We start from the raw sequence: 16,516 nt of genomic DNA on the forward strand, positions 1-16,516 counted from the left end.
TTCTCCTCGCGTTCAGGCAGTCTGCTGTTCGCGCCGGTTGCCGTGAATACGAATCAGCGAAACCAGGGCATCCACCGACTGGCTAAGTCGGCCATCGTTATTCAGCGTCAGACACTCGTTCGGCGTATAGCGCGCCGCGCGCGCCAGGCGCTGGGCGATTTCCGTCTCGTTCTCCCGTCCGCGCTGCTCCAGGCGCTGTCGCAGCACCGCCGGAGAAACCTGCAGACAGATGGGCAGCAGCGCGTCGGCATAGCGCGCCTGCGCCTGCGGCAGATGGGCGCGTGAACCGTTAGCGACCACGTCGAACCCGGCGTGCAGCCACAGGTCAATCTCGATGCCAATGCCATAGTAATTGTTGTTAGCATACCAGCTAAGAGCAAACAGATGCTGTTCGGCGCGGGTAAAAAACTCATGTTCGCTGAGGGCGATATGGTTTTCACAGCCCGCGTTGTGTGGACGGGTTATGTAGCGGTGCGCCACCAGCAGCTGCGGATGCTCCCGCTGGCGCAGAGCCGCCAGCAGGCTGTCTTTGCCGGAGCCGGAGGGGCCGACCAGCCAAATCAGTTTCCCTGTCATCAGAAGACCCTCTTGCCTTGCCGCCAGACGTGATCGATATGGATATGCTCGCCGTGACGGCGCGCCAGCACCAGGTCCGCCCGCTTACCTTCGGCAATCGCCCCGCGGTCGTGCAGCCCCAGCGCCTGGGCCGGGTTTTTGCTCACCAGACGAATGGCCTGCGCGAGGGTAAAGGCGTTGCCCTCGTCGTCGGCGATGCGAAAAGCGGCATCCAGCAGGCTGGCGGGATAATAGTCGGAGGAGAGAATGTCCAGCAGGCCGCTGGCCGCCAGATGGTGGGCGGCGACGTTCCCCGAGTGCGAGCCGCCGCGTACGATATTCGGCGCGCCCATCAGAACGTTCATCCCGTGCTGGCGCGACGCCTGCGCTGCGGCGATCGTGGTGGGAAATTCGGCGATGACGCTGCCAAGCTGGCGCGATTCGAGCACATGTTCGCAGGTGGCGTCATCGTGGCTGGCCAGCGCGATATTCCGTTCGCGACAGATGGCGGCGATGCGCTGCCGGTTAGGCTGAGACCAGGCCGCCGCCAGAGCCATCTGCTCCTCTTCGAATTTGTCCATCTCTTCGTTGGTCAGGTGATATTTGCCCTGATAGTAGTCGCGGTATTTGCTGCGGTCGGCATACTGGCGCTGGCCAGGGGAGTGATCCATCAGGGAGACCATGCTCACCGGCTCGCGGCCAACCAGCTTCTCAAACAGCGGCAGGGTGGTGTGATGCGGCAGTTCGCAGCGCAGATGCAGCCGATGTTCAGCGCGGTTGAGGCCGCGCTTCTGCGTCTCTTCCACGGCGTTGATCATTTTTTCGAGATTTTCCAGGCGATCGCCGCCGTCGCGCACATCGCCAATCGCCACGGCATCCAGCACGGTGGTGATGCCGCTGGCGACCATCAGCGCGTCGTGGCTGCTCATCGCCGAGTGGGCGGGCCAGTCCACTTTCGGTCGCGGGGTGAAAAACTTGTCCAGGTTGTCGGTATGCAGCTCGATAAGCCCCGGCAGCAGCCAGCCGCCCTCACCGTCGATGGCCTCCGCCAGTCGGCTCTGGCTTTCGGCAAAGGCCGAAATTCTGCCGTCCTGCACTTCCAGCGAGCCGTTAATCACCTCGTCTTCGAGGATCAGCTTTACATTATTGATAATCATGCTGAAATCCCCATCGGGTGCAGACGGTCGGCGACCTGGTTGCGCGTGGCCTCGTCGTGAAAAATACCGACGATCGCCGCGCCGCGGGCTTTGGCTTCATGGATCAGTTCCACCACCGCGGCGCTATTTTTGCCGTCCAGCGAGGCGGTGGGTTCGTCGAGAAGCAAAATCGGGTAGTCGACCGCGAAGCCGCGGGCGATGTTAACCCGCTGCTGTTCGCCGCCGGAAAAGGTCGAGGGGGCGAGGTGCCACAGGCGTTCGGGTACGTTCAGCCGCGTTAGCAGGCGGGCGGCTTTCGCGGCGCTCTCTTCGCGCGGGATGCCCAGCTCGAGCAGCGGCTGCATCACTACGTCGAGGGCGGAAATGCGCGGGATCACCCGCAGAAACTGGCTGACCCAGCCAATGGTGGTTTTGCGCACTTCCAGCACTTTACGCGGCGTGGCGGTGACCAGGTCCACCCATTCATCGCCGTGGCGAATATGAATGTGGCCGCTATCGGGGAGATAGTTGGCGTACAGCGAACGCAGCAGGGTCGATTTTCCGCTACCGGAATGGCCGTGCAGCACCACGCATTCACCGGCATTCACGGTCAGCGAGGCGTCGGCGAGTACCGGCAGACGGACGCCGTGCTGCTGGTGCAGAACAAAGGTTTTATGGATGTTTTCAACGCGGATGGCGTTCATTTTTAGCCTCATCGTGCCTGAATTTCCCCGGATCGCGGCGTGAACGCCTTATCCGGGCTACCTGATGCATTAACTCACGAAGCGCGACCGGGGAGTCCCGGAGGCGGCGCGTTGCGCCTGTCCGGGCTACCGGCTTGCAGACGGCCCGGGATCCGTAGCCCCGGTAAGCGCAGCGCCACCGGGGAGTGGACATTCACTCAGTTCTGCAACACCGACGACACCAGCAGCTGGGTATAGGGGTGATGGGGATCGTCGAGCACCCGGTCGGTTAAGCCGCTTTCGACTACCTGGCCCTGCTTCATCACCAGCAGACGGTTAGCCAGCAGGCGGGCGACGCCGAGGTCGTGGGTCACAATCACCACCGCCAGGTTCAGCTCGACGACCAGGCCGCGCAGCAGATCGAGCAGGCGCGCCTGCACCGATACGTCCAGCCCGCCGGTAGGCTCATCCATAAACACCAGCCTCGGCTGCGTCACCAGATTGCGGGCGATTTGCAGGCGCTGCTGCATCCCGCCGGAAAAGGTGGTGGGCAGGTCGTCAATGCGCGAAGGCGGGATCTCCACCTCCTGCAGCCACTGCCCGGCGGTGGCGCGAATATTGCCGTAGTGACGGGACCCGGTGGCCATCAGGCGTTCGCCGATATTGCCGCCGGCCGAGACCTGGCGGCGCAGGCCGTCCATCGGATGCTGATGCACCACGCCCCATTCGGTGCGCAGCAGACGTCGGCGCTCCGCTTCGCTCATGGCGTATAGCGAGCGCTGTTGATACAGCACTTCTCCCTGCTGCGGGGCCAGGCGGGCGGAGATCGCTTTCAGCAGCGTGGTTTTTCCGGAGCCGGATTCGCCGACGATACCCAGCACCTCTCCCGGCCACAGCTCAAACGAGACGTCGCTGAAGCCTTTGCCCGGCGCGTAGAGGTGGGTCAGGTTGTTCACCGCCAGTAACGGATGACTCATTTTTTCTGCTCCTCGCTCTGTTGGCGGCAATAGTCGGTATCGGAGCAGACAAACATTCGTTTGCCGCTGTCGTCGAGCACCACTTCATCAAGATAGCTATGGCGAGATCCGCAGATGGCGCAGGGTTCATCCCACTCCTGAACGGTAAACGGATGATCGTCGAAATCGAGGCTCTCAACCGGGGTATACGGCGGTACCGCGTAGATGCGTTTTTCGCGTCCGGCGCCGAACAGCTGTAGCGCAGGCATCATATGCATCTTCGGATTATCGAATTTTGGAATCGGCGACGGATCCATCACGTAGCGGCCGTTGACCTTCACCGGGTAGGCGTAGGTGGTGGCGATATGGCCGAAGCGGGCAATATCTTCGTACAGCTTCACCTGCATCACGCCGTACTCCTCCAGCGCGTGCATGGTGCGGGTTTCGGTTTCGCGCGGCTCGATAAAGCGCAGCGGCTCCGGGATCGGCACCTGGAAGATCAGGATCTGATCGTCAGTCAGCGGCGTTTCCGGGATCCGGTGGCGGGTCTGGATCAGCGTGGCGTCTTCGGTGCGCTCGGTGGTCGCGACGCCGGTCACGCGTTTGAAAAACTGACGAATCGATACCGCGTTGGTGGTGTCGTCGGCGCCCTGATCGATCACCTTCAGGACGTCATTTTCCCCGATGATGCTGGCGGTAAGCTGGATACCGCCGGTTCCCCACCCGTAGGGCATAGGCATCTCGCGACCGCCGAAGGGCACCTGGTAGCCGGGGATGGCCACCGCTTTCAGGATGGCGCGGCGGATCATGCGTTTGGTTTGCTCGTCGAGATAAGCAAAGTTATAGCCGGTCAGTGCGTTAGCCACGTTGATTCTCCCGTTGCAGGCGTTTAAGCAGCGCCAGTTCGGCCTGGAAATCGACATAGTGGGGAAGTTTAAGGTGCGAAACGAAACCGGCGGCCTCGACGTTATCGGCATGGGCCAGCACAAACTCTTCATCCTGGGCAGGGCCCTCCACCTCTTCGCCGTACTCCGGCGCCTGGAGCGCGCGGTCAACCAGCGCCATCGCCATCGCTTTGCGCTCGCTCATGCCGAACGTCAGGCCGTAGCCGCGGGTAAAGTGCGGCGGTTCATCCTGAGGGTCGACAAAGCCGTTGACCATCTCGCATTCGGTCATCAGCAGTTCGCCGATAGTGACGGTGAAGCCCAGCTCTTCGGGTGCGATCTCCACCGCGACGTAGCCGCTGCGAATTTCACCGGCAAACGGATGGTTGCGTCCGTAGCCGCGCTGGGTGGAGTAGGCCAGCGCCAGCAGGTAGCCCTCGTCGCCGCGCACCAGCTGCTGCAGGCGCGAAGAGCGCGAACAGGGATAAACCGGCGGATGGCGGGTGATATCGTCGGGCTGCGCGTCGGTATCCCGCTCCGCCTTCGCCAGCCCCTGCTGGACGAGCAGATTAAAGACGTGCGGCGTGGCTTCCTGCGGTGCGCTATCGGTCGCCAGCGGCGGCGTTTCGCCGTTGGCCAGCAGGGTAAAATCGAGCAGACGGTGGGTGTAATCGTAGGTCGGGCCGAGCATCTGGCCGCCGGGGATATCTTTATAGACCGCCGAGATACGGCGCTCAAGGCGCATACCGGCGGTGTCGACAGGCTCGCTGACCGCCAGCCTTTGCAGGGTGGTGCGATAAGCGCGCAGCAGAAAAATCGCTTCGACGCTGTCGCCGCTGGCCTGCTTCAGCGCCAGCGCCGCCAGCTCCCGGTCGGCGATGCCGCCTTCGGTCATGACCCGGTCCACCGCCAGATTAAGCTGTTGGCTAATCTGATCAACGCTGATTTCAGGAAGCCGTCCCTCGCCTCGGCGTTTCTGTTCCTGTAGGGCGTGAGCGGCGACGATCGCCTTCTCGCCGCCTTTGACGGCTACGTACATTAGCAGACCTCGACGTGAGTGGTGCGCGGAATCGCCAGCAGGCGTTCGCCGCAGGTGAGGATCAGATCGATTCCCAGCGGGAACGGATGCGGACGCTCGGTCAATTCTTCAATAATGCATTCCGGCAGCTGCGGGGCGATCATTCGCTCTTCGGCGATCCCCGCGCCGGTCAGCCGCAGCATCCGGCCGCCACTCAGGCTGGCAAGCTGAACCACCAGCGTGACGCCGGTTTCCGGGGCGACGACGGTACCGGCGGAAAGCACGTTCAGCTGCTCGGCGCTGATGCTGTCGCTGGCGACGGCGAAGGTCGCCTGCTGCGGCTGCTCAACCAGCGGCGCGCCGGTATGAAAGCGCAGATTCTGGCCGACAAGATCGTTATGCAGCGCGGGAGCGAGCCAGACCGGCGTGTCGTGATCCACCAGCGTCAGCAGCAGGCTGGTGGAGGCGACGTTCAGCGGCTGCCAGCCGTGCTGAAGCTGCTGGAGGGAGACAATCACTCCTGGCTCGCTCATCGCCTTCAGCAGGCGGCGGAAACTGTGCTGGGCATCCTGCACAGCCAGGGTAAAGGCGGGTTGTAATGTCATGCGTTATCTCCGCGAACCAGAGTAAAGAAGTCGACCCGGCTGGCGTTGACTTCGGCGCGTCGGGCTTCAATGCGCGCGCTGCGTTGTTCTTCCAGCGGGGTTATCAGGGTTTCCATCAGGGTGTGAAAATGGTGTGGCGACTGCATCAGGGCATCAATGGCCGCGCAGCGTTCAGCGTGCGGGCGGTCGCGGCCCAGAATCCAGCTATAGCCGAGGGTGCCGTCGGCCAGGCGAATGGCGGCGCGGGTTAAGGTGGCGTCTCCGGCGAAGAATCGGTCGCCGATGCCGCCCATACGCGCTTGCAGCTGCACCAGCCCGGTCTCCGGGGCGCGAATCAGCTCATACTGCGGCGCGAGCTGCAGCGTCTGCATCCGCGCCGCCAGTTCTTGTGGTTCACTGTGGGCCAGCACGGACATCCAGCGCTGGCGGGTTGCGGTATCAAAGTGCATTCAGTGCTCCATGGTGAATTCAATCATGTCGGCGCGGGTCAGGCTGACGGAGTACTCCGTCGCGCTCTGCTCGCCCTGGCGATGATTCAGGGTGCGCACGCACAGCAGCGGCGCCATGTTGGGAATGCCGAGAATATTGCTCTCTTTGGCCTGCGCGCGTCGGGCGCTGATTTTGGTGCGCACGCGGGTCAGTTCGATATCAAGCCGATCGCGCAGCAGGTCATGGAGAGAGCCGTGGGTAAAGGTTTGTAGAACCGGCCACAGCTGCAGGTCGGTAAAGTAGTGGTCGATCAGACACAGGGCGACGCCGTTCACGCGGCGCAGGGTGCGCAGGTGAATGACGTTATCGCCTTCACTGATAGCAAACGCCTCGGCAACGTGGCTGCTGGCCGGACGCACCACCGACAGCAGCTTCTCGCTGGTTGGGTGGCTGCCCTGTTCGAGAAGATTCTGGCTAAAGCGGGCCTGGGCGTTGAGCGGATAATCTATCGGGCGCATCAGCACCAGCACGCCGACGCCCTGACGGCGCTGGACCCAGCCGCGTTCGACGAGCTGATCGATGGCCCGGCGCAGGGTGTGGCGGTTAACCTCAAAGCGGGACGCCAGCTGCTGCTCGGCGGGCAGATAGTCGCCGCAGCGGTAATGATGGCGAAGCTCTTGCTCCAGTTTGGCGGCAATTTCCTGATATCGCGTTGGATAACTGGTCGGATGTCTGGATAAGTACATGTCAATCGAGCCTCACTAAGGACAAGGAAGTATTTCCCTCTGAGCGTGGGCCGATCCTGACGGTTTTTTGTTACATTTCGGTTAACTCATGATGACCGGGGGATGAAGAGTTGATGCCGGTGGAATGACAGGAGAAGGGGGAGTGAATGCACAGATGCCCTCACTCCCCCCTCTCTCCCTTTCGGGGGGAGCACAGGGTGAGGGGAAAAGGCCAGCGTTAAGGCTCTTTCACCACGTTGACCATCCACGGGACGCCAAAGCGGTCGATAACTTTACCGAAGCCGTGCGCCCAGAAGGTTTCCTGCCAGGCCATCTCAATCTGCCCGCCGTCGGCGAGGCCGTCAAACCAGCGTTTACCCTCAATAACATCCTGCGAGTCCAGCACGACGGTAAATCCGGCGTAGCGCTCCATGTTGCTGGAGGGGCTGTCGCTGAGCATCAGGATACTATCGGCAATGCGCAGGCTGGCGTGCGCGATACCGTCGGCAGCCAGATGCTGGCCGGAAGGGCAGCCATCTTCGGCGTCCTGCGTATTCTGCGGCATTTCACCCCAGGTGATTTTGTGGATGAGCTCCGCGCCCAGCGCCTGCTGGTAGAAAGCGATGGCGGCAGCGCAGTTGCCGCTAAAAGCGATATAGGGACTTAAGGGCATAACCATTACCTCAGGTAACGAATATTCCATTAAGCGTAGAAGGGGATTGCAGAATTAAGCCAGGCGGCAGCGAGGGATTCCGGGAGGCCACGGGAAAATATATTTCCCCCCGACAACGGGCGTCGGGGGAATAAAATCAGTTCTTTTTAACAAATTCGGATTTTAGCTTCATCGGGCCAAAACCATCTATTTTACAGTCAATATTATGATCGCCTTCAACCAGGCGGATATTCTTCACTTTAGTGCCGATTTTTAGCATCGAAGAGCTGCCTTTAACCTTCAGATCTTTTACCACGGTGACGCTGTCGCCGTCGGCGAGTAAATTACCGTTGGCGTCTTTGACCACCAGCGCGTCGTTATCGTCCGCAGGCTCGGCATTGTTCCATTCGTGGGCGCATTCCGGGCAGATAAACATGCCGCCGTCTTCATAAGTGTATTCAGAATGGCATTTTGGGCAGTGTGGCAGTTGCATGACGTTCCTCGCGATTACTGGGTAAAACAGGACGTTGGTCCTTTAAATGGCGGCTGATAGCCGAAAGTAATGCTGATTATAGCGCAATCCCGCACTTTTGTCGGGCCTTTTTTATGACTTATCGCAGCGGAGAAAGAGGATATATATCGTGAGGCCTGGCGGGCTTATTTTCATAAAAAGCGCAGGATATTTGCGGAAATGTATCGCTAAGTTCCAATATTCATTGAACTTATTGCTTTTGGATGACTCTGTTTAAGGGTAGGTAAATTTTTGTGAAGTTGATCCCAAATTTAAACGCTGTTAGGGTAAAAAGGCGAGAACGCAAATTCACTACACTTATTAGCGGTACCGCTTATTTCATTATGGCCAGAGCAGGCGTCAACAGGTTCGGTTGTACGGACTGTCAGCAGACAGTGCAGGCAAACCTGCTACGCTTGAAATGTGGAGCACAGCAATTCGCCGCTCCCAACGCATGACGCGAATGACCTTGTCATTCGGCGGAGATTCGTGCGCTCAAGGCGAGAGCAAAAGAGGATAATTATGCTTAAAAGGAAAAAAGTAAAACCCATCACGCTTCGGGATGTGACCATCATTGATGATAGCAAACTGAAGAAAGCGATTACCGCAGCGTCGCTGGGTAACGCGATGGAATGGTTCGATTTTGGGGTATATGGTTTTGTTGCATATGCGCTTGGTAAGGTCTTTTTCCCCGATGCCAACCCCAGCGTGCAGATGATTGCCGCGCTCGGTACTTTCTCGGTTCCCTTCTTAATTCGTCCATTAGGCGGCCTGTTCTTCGGGATGCTGGGCGATAAATACGGTCGACAAAAGATTCTGGCGATAACCATCGTTATCATGTCGATAAGTACATTCTGTATCGGCCTTATTCCGTCGTATGCCACGATTGGTATCTGGGCGCCGATCCTGCTGCTGCTGTGTAAAATGGCGCAGGGCTTCTCGGTGGGCGGCGAATATACCGGTGCCTCTATCTTTGTTGCAGAGTACTCGCCTGACCGTAAACGCGGCTTTATGGGCAGCTGGCTGGACTTCGGTTCGATAGCCGGTTTTGTCATGGGCGCGGGCGTAGTCGTGCTGATTTCCAGCGTGGTGGGCGAAGAGAACTTCCTCGACTGGGGCTGGCGTATTCCGTTCTTCCTGGCGCTGCCGTTAGGGATTATCGGACTTTATCTGCGTCATGCGCTGGAAGAGACGCCGGCGTTCCAGCAGCACGTTGATAAAATGGAGCAGGGCGACCGCGAGGGCCTGCAGGATGGGCCGAAAGTCTCTTTCAAAGAGATTGCGACCAAACACTGGCGTAGCCTGCTAACCTGTATCGGTCTGGTGATTTCCACCAACGTGACCTACTACATGTTGCTGACCTACATGCCGAGCTACCTGTCGCATAACCTGCACTATTCTGAAGACCACGGGGTGCTGATCATCATCGCCATCATGGTCGGGATGCTGTTCGTTCAGCCGGTTATCGGTATGCTCAGCGACCGTTTTGGCCGTCGTCCGTTCATCCTGATTGGTAGCGTGGCGCTGTTCGGGCTGTCGATTCCGGCCTTTATCATGATTAACAGTAACGTCCTTGGCCTGATTTTCGCCGGTCTGCTGTTGCTGGCGGTGGTGCTGAACTGCTTTATCGGGGTGATGGCCTCGTCGCTGCCGGCGATGTTCCCGACCCACATCCGCTTTAGCGCCCTGGCCAGCGCCTTTAACATCTCGGTGCTGATTGCCGGTCTGACGCCGACTCTGGCGGCGTGGCTGGTGGAAAGCACGCAGAACCTGATGATGCCGGCTTACTATCTGATGGTGGTGGCGTTGATTGGTCTGATTACCGGCCTGTCGATGAAAGAGACCGCCAATCGTCCGCTGAAAGGGGCGACGCCAGCGGCTTCGGATATTCAGGAAGCGAAAGAAATTCTCGGCGAGCACTACGATAACATCGAACATAAAATCGAAGATATCGATCAGGAAATCGCCGACCTGCAGGAAAAACGTTCTCGTCTGGTGCAGCAGCATCCGCGCATCAACGACTAAATCGTTTTGCCAGTAATTCATGCCGCCGCGGGCTTCCCCCGGCGGCATTTTTTATGTCCTGAGCGGCTACGGGCTTGAGGTCATTCGCGGACCGCCCAGGCCCGGTAAGGACCGGGCGGTGCCACAGGAAGAGAGCGGGCTACGGCTTAGCTATGGGTCAGAAAGCGCGCCAGCCGCTGCTGCAGAATTTGATTTTCGCGGCTCAGGCGCGCGTTCTCGTCCAGCAGCGTTAAGGCCACAGCGATGCCCGGCCAGTCCAGCTCCAGCTCTTTGCGCAGGCGTACGGCGCGGTGAACGATGGTCACCGCGCTATCGTCAAACAGCCAGTTTTCCCGCTGCGGCTGGCGCGGCTCGATCATGCCGAGGCCAACAATCTCGTTAAGCTCCTCTTCGGAAAGGCCGGTGTGGAGACAAAACTCGGTAATCGTGAACGTCACTGTTATCTTAGCCATCAGGCTTTCCCCCATGTCTTACGCGGCTCGAAGCTGGATTGTGCATCCGCCAGCTGCTGCCAGAGCTCACGGCTCTTCTCATCTGGTTTTGGCGGCATGACGATTTTTATCACCGCATACAGGTCGCCGGTGGTGGTTTTGCTGGTCAGCCCTTTGCCCTTCACCCGCAGCCGCTGACCGGCCTGGCTGCCCGGCGGAATGGTCAGCAGGATGCTCTCTTTCAGCGTCGGGATAGTGACCCTGGTGCCTAGCGCTGCTTCCCACGGCGCCAGCGGCAGGACGATTTCAAGGTTGTGTCCGACGATATCAAACAGCGGATGCGGGGCGATATGAATCACCAGCCACAGGTCGCCGTTAGGGCCGCCATTTTCGCCGGGGGTGCCCTGGCCTTTCAGGCGGATCCGCTGGCCGTCGACGACGCCCGCGGGAATTTTCACGTTCAGGGTTTTCGGCGTTTCGCTTTCGACCATGCCAAAGACGTTATAAACCGGCAGCTTATAGCTGATGGTGCGCGTCTGCTCGGCCAGGGTCTCCTCAAGGAATACCGCGACTTCTATCTCTAAGTCATGACCGCGGACGCCGTGCTGGCGGCGGCTATGGTGCGCCTGCTGGCCAAACATGGAGGAGAAGATGTCGTCGAAGTCCTGCTGGCTATAGCTCTGCTCGTGGGAATGCTGCTGCTGACGGCCAAACTGCGGATCGTTACGGTGCTGCCAGAGCTGGTCGTATTCGGCGCGGCGCTGGTCATCTTTAAGCACTTCCCAGGCTTCGGCGAGATCTTTGAATTTGGCTTCGGCATCGTTTTCTTTGCTGACATCGGGGTGGTATTTACGTGCCAGACGGCGATAGGCGGTCTTAATGGTTTTCAGATCGTCCGTTGGCTGAACCCCTAAAATGGCATAATAATCCTTTAATTCCATGATGTTATCTCATTTATGCGCAATATTATGGTTACAGATCCCTGGATCAGGTGTCTTTACTAAGCGTAGGGCAAATGAGGGCGGATGTGGGGGAAAAATGGCGCAAACTTGACGCCGTCGGGATTGACGGCGGCCAAGCGTGAACGCCAGCTATTCGCTGGAGCGCCTGCGGTTTCTGCGCAACCCTTCCAGCAGCACAAGGGCAGCGCCAATGGCTCCGCCCATCACGGGGAGCGCGGCGGGCGCGTTGGGGAACAGATGAACGATGGTCACATCGGTCACCATCATGGAACCGGCTATCCAGCCGATGAGCGCACCGCCCAGCATCACCACGGACGGGAAGCGGTTGAGGATAGCCAGCACCAGCTTGCTGCCGAGGACGATAATCGGAATGCTGATCAATACGCCCAGCGCGACCAGAAGCAGATGGCCTTTTCCGGCGGCGGCCACCGCCAGCACGTTATCCAGCGACATTATGACATCGGCAACGGTAATGGTGACCGCGGTACGCCACAGGCTGCTGGAGCTGCTGACATCATTCTCTTCTTCCTGATTGGTCACCAGCTTGATGCCAATCCACAGTAGCATCAGCGCGCCGACCACTTTAAGCCACGGCAATGAGAGTAAATAGATCGCAATAGCTAAAAGCAGCACGCGCGCCGCTATTGCGCCGGCGGTACCGATGATAATCGCTTTGGTACGCTGCTGAGGCGGCAGTTTACGGCAGGCCATCGCGATCACCACCGCGTTGTCGCCACCCAATAACAGATCGATAGCAATAATTTGCAGCAGAATAACCGCCACGTCCCACTGACTGAAAAACGCATTCATACCCAACTCATCGAACCAAAAAAGAGAACCTACGGAAAAACGCAGGGGCGAAGCGTACTCTCGTTAGGGCACTCTGGCCACCTTACAGAGAGACCGCGCGCAGCGAGTGATTGAAAAATATCGTTACCAATCATTGCATGGTCCGGCAATGATTCGCAGGCAAAGGATGATATTTTGTTCGTAGAAATACATCTGCCGTTCACCTATCGCAAGGACTAACTACATGCCCGGCCATAAGAATTTACTCACATTTGCCTTTATCGGCGCTACCCTGTTTCCGCTTATGGCGACCGCTGCTGATGCGCCGACTTTTACGCCTGAACAAGAGGCCCGTATTGGCAAAATCGCCGCGGATTACTTAGTCGCGCATCCGGAAGTGCTGCTGCAGGCCAGCCAGAAGCTACAGCAAATTCAGCAACAGCAGCAGGCCAGCGCCGCGACCCAGGCGGTACTGAAGAATGCGGCCGCGCTGACCCAGGATAAAAATACGCCAACCTACGGCCCGAAAGAGGGCAAAGTTACGGTCATTGAATTCTTTGATTATCAGTGCGTTTACTGCAGTCGTCTGGCGCCGGTAATGGAGCAGGTGATTAAAGAGAACCCGCAGACCCGCTTTGCCTTTAAAGAGTGGCCGATCTTTGGCAGCCGTTGGGAAACCTCGCTTGAAGCGGCCAAAACCGGCCTGCAGATTTATCAGCAGAAGGGCGCAGAGGCTTATCTGACCTACCATAACGGGATCTATTCCACCGGACATAACGAAGGCAAGCTGACGGCTGCCGACATCCAGCAGCAGGCGAAGAAAGTGAATTTCGACGCGAAGAAAGCGGCGGACGTTGAGCCGGTACTGGAAAGCACCAATCAGCTGGCGCAGGAAATTGGCCTGAGCGGGACGCCGGGCGTTATCGTGATGCCGACTACCGGCGCCACGGAAGCGACGATCACCGTATTCCCGGGGCTGGCGGATAAAGCCTCGCTGGATGCGGCGATCAAGAAAGCGGGCGGCTGATAATCAACGCGTCCGCCGGACGGCGGGCGCGATTTAGCGATGACAGCAGCGCTGCAGCATCGACATAATCACCTGAAAAAGCTCATCTTTAGCCTGCTGCTCCGTGATGACGCCGTTCACTACCGCGGCCGATAGCCCGTCGGCGGAGCCGAGCATGGCGAGAATGGCCGCCTCGCTGAGATTCTCACTCTCGCAAAGCGGCGAAAAATAGTCCCGACATTTTCCGGTAAAGGTGGCGATGCACTCTTGTTTGATCTTCTCCAGCTCTGGCGTCCCGGCCAGCGCGGCCATGACGCTGGGCATCTCGCGCCCCTGAAGCAGCACGCACTCGATATAGGCGTTGGCGATCGCCGAGGCCAGCTTCTCCGCATTCGGTTCGGTATTGCGCAGTATCTCATCCATTCGCGCCGTCTGGCGTTGGTCGTATTCGCGATAAAGCATCGCGAAAAGCCCTGAACGGCTGTCAAAGTGATCGTAAACCACGGGTTTAGTCACGCCCGCCTGCGTCGCCAGATAACCCAACGTCAGAGCATCGGTCCCTTCTTGCCGAATAATATGCCAGGCGACATCAATCAGCTGCTTGCGCCGCTCTTCTCGCGTTAAACGCTGACGTACGAGTGGTTCAGACATGGAAACATTCTCCCGTTGACATACTAATATACTAAAGGTAACTTACTAATAGTAGGTTACTGTTGGTATATAAGACTACGTCCAATATCGTTATAGCGCAACTGGGGTATCCGTCATGCATGCATTAATCGTGGTTTCTCATCCTCTCAAGACGTCGCTGACTCACAGCGTAGCGACGGCGATTGCGCAAGGAATTGCCGAATCCGGCCCGCAGCATACGGCTGACATAGCGGATTTAACGCAGGAAGGCTTTAACCCGGTATTTGCCGAGCCGGATATCGCCGCATTTCTGCAAACCGGCGACACGCCGCCCGACGTGATGGCCGAGCAGGCCAGAATTGATAACGCCGACGCGCTGGTGCTGGTTTTTCCCGTTTACTGGTGGTCGATGCCTGGGCTGTTAAAGGGCTGGGTTGACCGCGTGTTTTCAAACGGCTGGGCCTATGAGGAGACCGCCGACGGCGATGTCGTGAAGAAGCTGGGCCGCCTGCGGGTGCATCTGGTGGCATTAGGCGCAGCGAGTCAACAAACGTATGACAAGCACGGGTTTACCGATGCTTTTCATGCGCAGATTGTCCACGGGATTTTTGATTACTGCGGGGCGACGGTAGCCAGTTCGCAGATGCTGCTGTTGCCTGACCTGAAAACGGCGGAGGCGCATCTGGAGGCGGGGCGCCAGCTGGGAAGAAAGATGTTTGTCTGAGGCTCGCTTCGCTCCCGAGCCTGGGTTTCCGCCGGGCGGCTTTATCCGGGCCCGGCCTGAAAAAAAATATTATCAATGGCTTATGTGCATCATATCGGTACAGAACGCGCGATAATCCCACGAGGGGGCGTCATGCTGATATGCCATGTTTTCATCGCGTTATGTTGCCCTGCGCGGACGGCATCTGACGACATTTTTGGTGTTAGCCAGAGGTACCTTATTGTATAATCCTTCGGTTCCCCTTCTGGAAAATAATGATGAATAAATTACAGCGTTTCGAAAGTCTCGGTGATAATTGTGAGTTTGCTTTCTTTCTCAGAGAGTCAGGTTATGATGAAGGCAGCTTGTTTCGTTGGACTTTAATAAAAAACTATCATGCTCTTCTAAAACTAATAGAATCTGATTTTGCTGGTTTGTATGTCTATGAAAACCTGACCCCATCCTGGCAGGATATGGTGCTTGATCAGCAGTATGATATTTGTTTTCATACTGAAATGTATAGCGATAATAAAAATGATAGCTGGGTCTGGCGTTATTCTGCACAGGAAAATGATCTTATTTATAAAAAAGAAGTAGAGAAGATTACTTACCTGATAAGCAAATTTAAGAAAAGCCTTGTTGATGACAATAAAATTTTTGTCGTAAAAAGCAATGGCAATAATCTTGATGATATAGTATCCGCTTTAGCAAAAGAGTTTAAGAAGCACGGTAACAGTAAAATACTTTACGTGAAAAGTAACGTTGAAACTTCAGCTCCAGGTGAAATCAAGAAAGTGACTGATAATCTTTTTATTGGTGCAATCGATAGATTTGCCGACTATAGCCGGGCAAATGAATACTCGCGTGAAGGCTGGCAGGCAATAATTGATAATGCTGTAAAGATTATGTGAATTTTTAGCAGCGTATTAATATACGCTGCATTTTTTAGCTGGTAGTAATAAAGCACGTTTTTGGGTAATGATTTAACAGCGAGTAATTATAAACGGCTTCATTCTTGTAGTATGAGTTAGGGTAGAAATTGACTTCTTTTCCCAGCAGGGAGGCTAAAATTGCCACATGAAGTCTGTCGGTATTTACAACTTTATACTCTTCAAGAAAGTTGATCATGCAGCGGGTAGAGTTTCGTGCCAGAAATTCATTATCCCAATAGTCGCCATTCCACGTGAGCGAAATATCATGATTGTTTTCTTTATGTTCTCCTGTCAGAGACTCTGAATCTGTTCTGAAACAGTTTGCCTGTTGTTTATAGGCAGGTTTAAGAGACAGGTACTGGCTAAGATCGAGATAAAATGCCATGTCATCAGCAATGAATACGTTCTTATTTGGCTCATAGCTGAGAGATTTTATATAATCGAAAGTGGTATTTTCTCGGCAAAAGACAACTAACTTATCTATATTATTAGTGAATAAATCGCTATACCCTCTGATGGTCGAAGGCATAATGATCGTTTTGTGAAATTTGTGAATATTACTTTGAATAAAATCGCGGCCCTCAGCATACAGTCCTTCTATGAGGTTTCCTCCGCCACCAAAAATTAAAATATCAGTATCAGCGCTGTAGCGCTCATCGGCCCTGTAAGGAACATAGGTAAGCGCATTTCGTTCGAAAAAATCGTACGTTGCCGATGCAATCACGCCATCACCCGCGTTACCGGGGTTTGCCTTATAGACAAATCGATGAGATGGATGATAGGATTTTAGAAATAAATCAAATTTTAACTCTGCACTGGTCATTTTTTATCCTGTTTAACAGAAGCTATTGATTGCTATCTTAATATTACTTCAACTCACTCAT

The 16,516-nt window shown here is 56.6% G+C and carries 20 protein-coding genes; 4 read left to right on the forward strand and 16 right to left on the reverse strand.

All coding sequences use genetic code 11. The features are described from left to right. Window positions 1–12: 12 nt before the first annotated feature. The 11 genes from phnN to BJF97_RS01970 form a co-directional block, all read right to left on the reverse strand. A complete protein-coding gene (phnN, locus tag BJF97_RS01920) occupies window positions 13–576 on the reverse strand; it encodes a ribose 1,5-bisphosphokinase (protein ID WP_014227579.1) in 564 nt (187 codons plus the stop codon). Next, window positions 576–1,712, reverse strand: a complete 1,137-nt coding sequence (phnM, locus tag BJF97_RS01925; RefSeq protein ID WP_014837159.1) for an alpha-D-ribose 1-methylphosphonate 5-triphosphate diphosphatase — start codon at window positions 1,710–1,712, stop codon at window positions 576–578. The genes phnN and phnM overlap by 1 nt, the downstream gene beginning before the upstream one ends. After that, window positions 1,709–2,395, reverse strand: a complete 687-nt coding sequence (gene phnL, locus BJF97_RS01930) for a phosphonate C-P lyase system protein PhnL (RefSeq protein WP_004097859.1) — start codon at window positions 2,393–2,395, stop codon at window positions 1,709–1,711. Before phnL ends, phnM begins: the two co-directional genes overlap by 4 nt. A 197-nt stretch (window positions 2,396–2,592) precedes the next feature. Beyond that, the gene (gene phnK, locus BJF97_RS01935) at window positions 2,593–3,351 is read right to left on the reverse strand and encodes a phosphonate C-P lyase system protein PhnK (protein ID WP_014227581.1); all 759 of its coding nucleotides are present in this window, start codon (window positions 3,349–3,351) and stop codon (window positions 2,593–2,595) included. Continuing rightward, window positions 3,348–4,196: an alpha-D-ribose 1-methylphosphonate 5-phosphate C-P-lyase PhnJ gene (locus BJF97_RS01940; protein ID WP_014227582.1), complete on the reverse strand. Its 849-nt coding sequence runs from the start codon at window positions 4,194–4,196 to the stop codon at window positions 3,348–3,350. Before BJF97_RS01940 ends, phnK begins: the two co-directional genes overlap by 4 nt. After that, the gene (locus BJF97_RS01945) at window positions 4,189–5,253 is read right to left on the reverse strand and encodes a carbon-phosphorus lyase complex subunit PhnI (RefSeq protein WP_032695091.1); all 1,065 of its coding nucleotides are present in this window, start codon (window positions 5,251–5,253) and stop codon (window positions 4,189–4,191) included. The genes BJF97_RS01940 and BJF97_RS01945 overlap by 8 nt, the downstream gene beginning before the upstream one ends. Continuing rightward, on the reverse strand, window positions 5,253–5,837 hold the full coding sequence (gene phnH / locus BJF97_RS01950; RefSeq protein ID WP_004097865.1) for a phosphonate C-P lyase system protein PhnH: 585 nt from the start codon (window positions 5,835–5,837) through the stop codon (window positions 5,253–5,255). The genes BJF97_RS01945 and phnH overlap by 1 nt, the downstream gene beginning before the upstream one ends. Further along, the gene (phnG, locus tag BJF97_RS01955) at window positions 5,834–6,286 is read right to left on the reverse strand and encodes a phosphonate C-P lyase system protein PhnG (protein WP_004097867.1); all 453 of its coding nucleotides are present in this window, start codon (window positions 6,284–6,286) and stop codon (window positions 5,834–5,836) included. Before phnG ends, phnH begins: the two co-directional genes overlap by 4 nt. Next, window positions 6,287–7,012, reverse strand: coding sequence for a phosphonate metabolism transcriptional regulator PhnF (gene phnF / locus BJF97_RS01960; RefSeq protein WP_032695092.1), 726 nt, complete (start codon window positions 7,010–7,012; stop codon window positions 6,287–6,289). A gap of 217 nt (window positions 7,013–7,229) precedes the next feature. Next, a complete protein-coding gene (gene yjdN, locus BJF97_RS01965; RefSeq protein WP_004097869.1) occupies window positions 7,230–7,664 on the reverse strand; it encodes a VOC family metalloprotein YjdN in 435 nt (144 codons plus the stop codon). A gap of 136 nt (window positions 7,665–7,800) precedes the next feature. Next, window positions 7,801–8,136 carry a zinc ribbon domain-containing protein YjdM gene (locus BJF97_RS01970; protein WP_004097870.1) on the reverse strand — a complete coding sequence of 112 codons (336 nt, stop codon included), beginning with the start codon at window positions 8,134–8,136 and terminating at the stop codon, window positions 7,801–7,803. Window positions 8,137–8,676: 540 nt separating this feature from the next. Here BJF97_RS01970 and proP point away from each other — a divergent pair. Beyond that, complete coding sequence (gene proP / locus BJF97_RS01975) at window positions 8,677–10,179, forward strand: glycine betaine/L-proline transporter ProP (RefSeq protein WP_025107668.1); 1,503 nt, start codon at window positions 8,677–8,679, stop codon at window positions 10,177–10,179. A 146-nt stretch (window positions 10,180–10,325) separates the two neighbouring features. Here the strand turns inward: proP and cbpM are convergent, their stop codons facing one another. The 3 genes from cbpM to BJF97_RS01990 all read right to left on the reverse strand — a co-directional run bounded on the left by cbpM (window position 10,326) and on the right by BJF97_RS01990 (window position 12,382). After that, the gene (cbpM, locus tag BJF97_RS01980) at window positions 10,326–10,631 is read right to left on the reverse strand and encodes a chaperone modulator CbpM (RefSeq protein ID WP_004097873.1); all 306 of its coding nucleotides are present in this window, start codon (window positions 10,629–10,631) and stop codon (window positions 10,326–10,328) included. Next, the gene (gene cbpA, locus BJF97_RS01985; protein ID WP_014227587.1) at window positions 10,631–11,551 is read right to left on the reverse strand and encodes a curved DNA-binding protein; all 921 of its coding nucleotides are present in this window, start codon (window positions 11,549–11,551) and stop codon (window positions 10,631–10,633) included. Before cbpA ends, cbpM begins: the two co-directional genes overlap by 1 nt. Window positions 11,552–11,701: 150 nt before the next feature. Continuing rightward, window positions 11,702–12,382, reverse strand: coding sequence for a TerC family protein (locus BJF97_RS01990; protein ID WP_032695093.1), 681 nt, complete (start codon window positions 12,380–12,382; stop codon window positions 11,702–11,704). Window positions 12,383–12,605: 223 nt separating this feature from the next. On the opposite strand from BJF97_RS01990, the gene BJF97_RS01995 reads away from it, so the two are divergent. Next, window positions 12,606–13,388, forward strand: coding sequence for a DsbA family protein (locus BJF97_RS01995; protein ID WP_014837164.1), 783 nt, complete (start codon window positions 12,606–12,608; stop codon window positions 13,386–13,388). A gap of 33 nt (window positions 13,389–13,421) precedes the next feature. Here BJF97_RS01995 and BJF97_RS02000 read toward each other — a convergent pair whose 3' ends face one another. Next, a complete protein-coding gene (locus tag BJF97_RS02000; RefSeq protein WP_014227589.1) occupies window positions 13,422–14,018 on the reverse strand; it encodes a TetR/AcrR family transcriptional regulator in 597 nt (198 codons plus the stop codon). A 115-nt stretch (window positions 14,019–14,133) separates the two neighbouring features. Between BJF97_RS02000 and BJF97_RS02005 the strand changes: the two genes are divergently transcribed. Continuing rightward, on the forward strand, window positions 14,134–14,721 hold the full coding sequence (locus tag BJF97_RS02005) for an NAD(P)H-dependent oxidoreductase (RefSeq protein ID WP_014837165.1): 588 nt from the start codon (window positions 14,134–14,136) through the stop codon (window positions 14,719–14,721). Between the two features lie 254 nt (window positions 14,722–14,975). Next, complete coding sequence (locus BJF97_RS02010) at window positions 14,976–15,611, forward strand: hypothetical protein (RefSeq protein WP_223226774.1); 636 nt, start codon at window positions 14,976–14,978, stop codon at window positions 15,609–15,611. A 34-nt stretch (window positions 15,612–15,645) separates the two neighbouring features. Here the strand turns inward: BJF97_RS02010 and BJF97_RS02015 are convergent, their stop codons facing one another. Next, window positions 15,646–16,455, reverse strand: coding sequence for a polysaccharide pyruvyl transferase family protein (locus BJF97_RS02015; RefSeq protein ID WP_004097886.1), 810 nt, complete (start codon window positions 16,453–16,455; stop codon window positions 15,646–15,648). Window positions 16,456–16,516 lie beyond the last annotated feature (61 nt).

The organism is Klebsiella sp. LTGPAF-6F, assembly GCF_001753185.1.
In the GTDB taxonomy this organism is placed as follows: Bacteria; Pseudomonadota; Gammaproteobacteria; order Enterobacterales; family Enterobacteriaceae; genus Klebsiella; species Klebsiella michiganensis.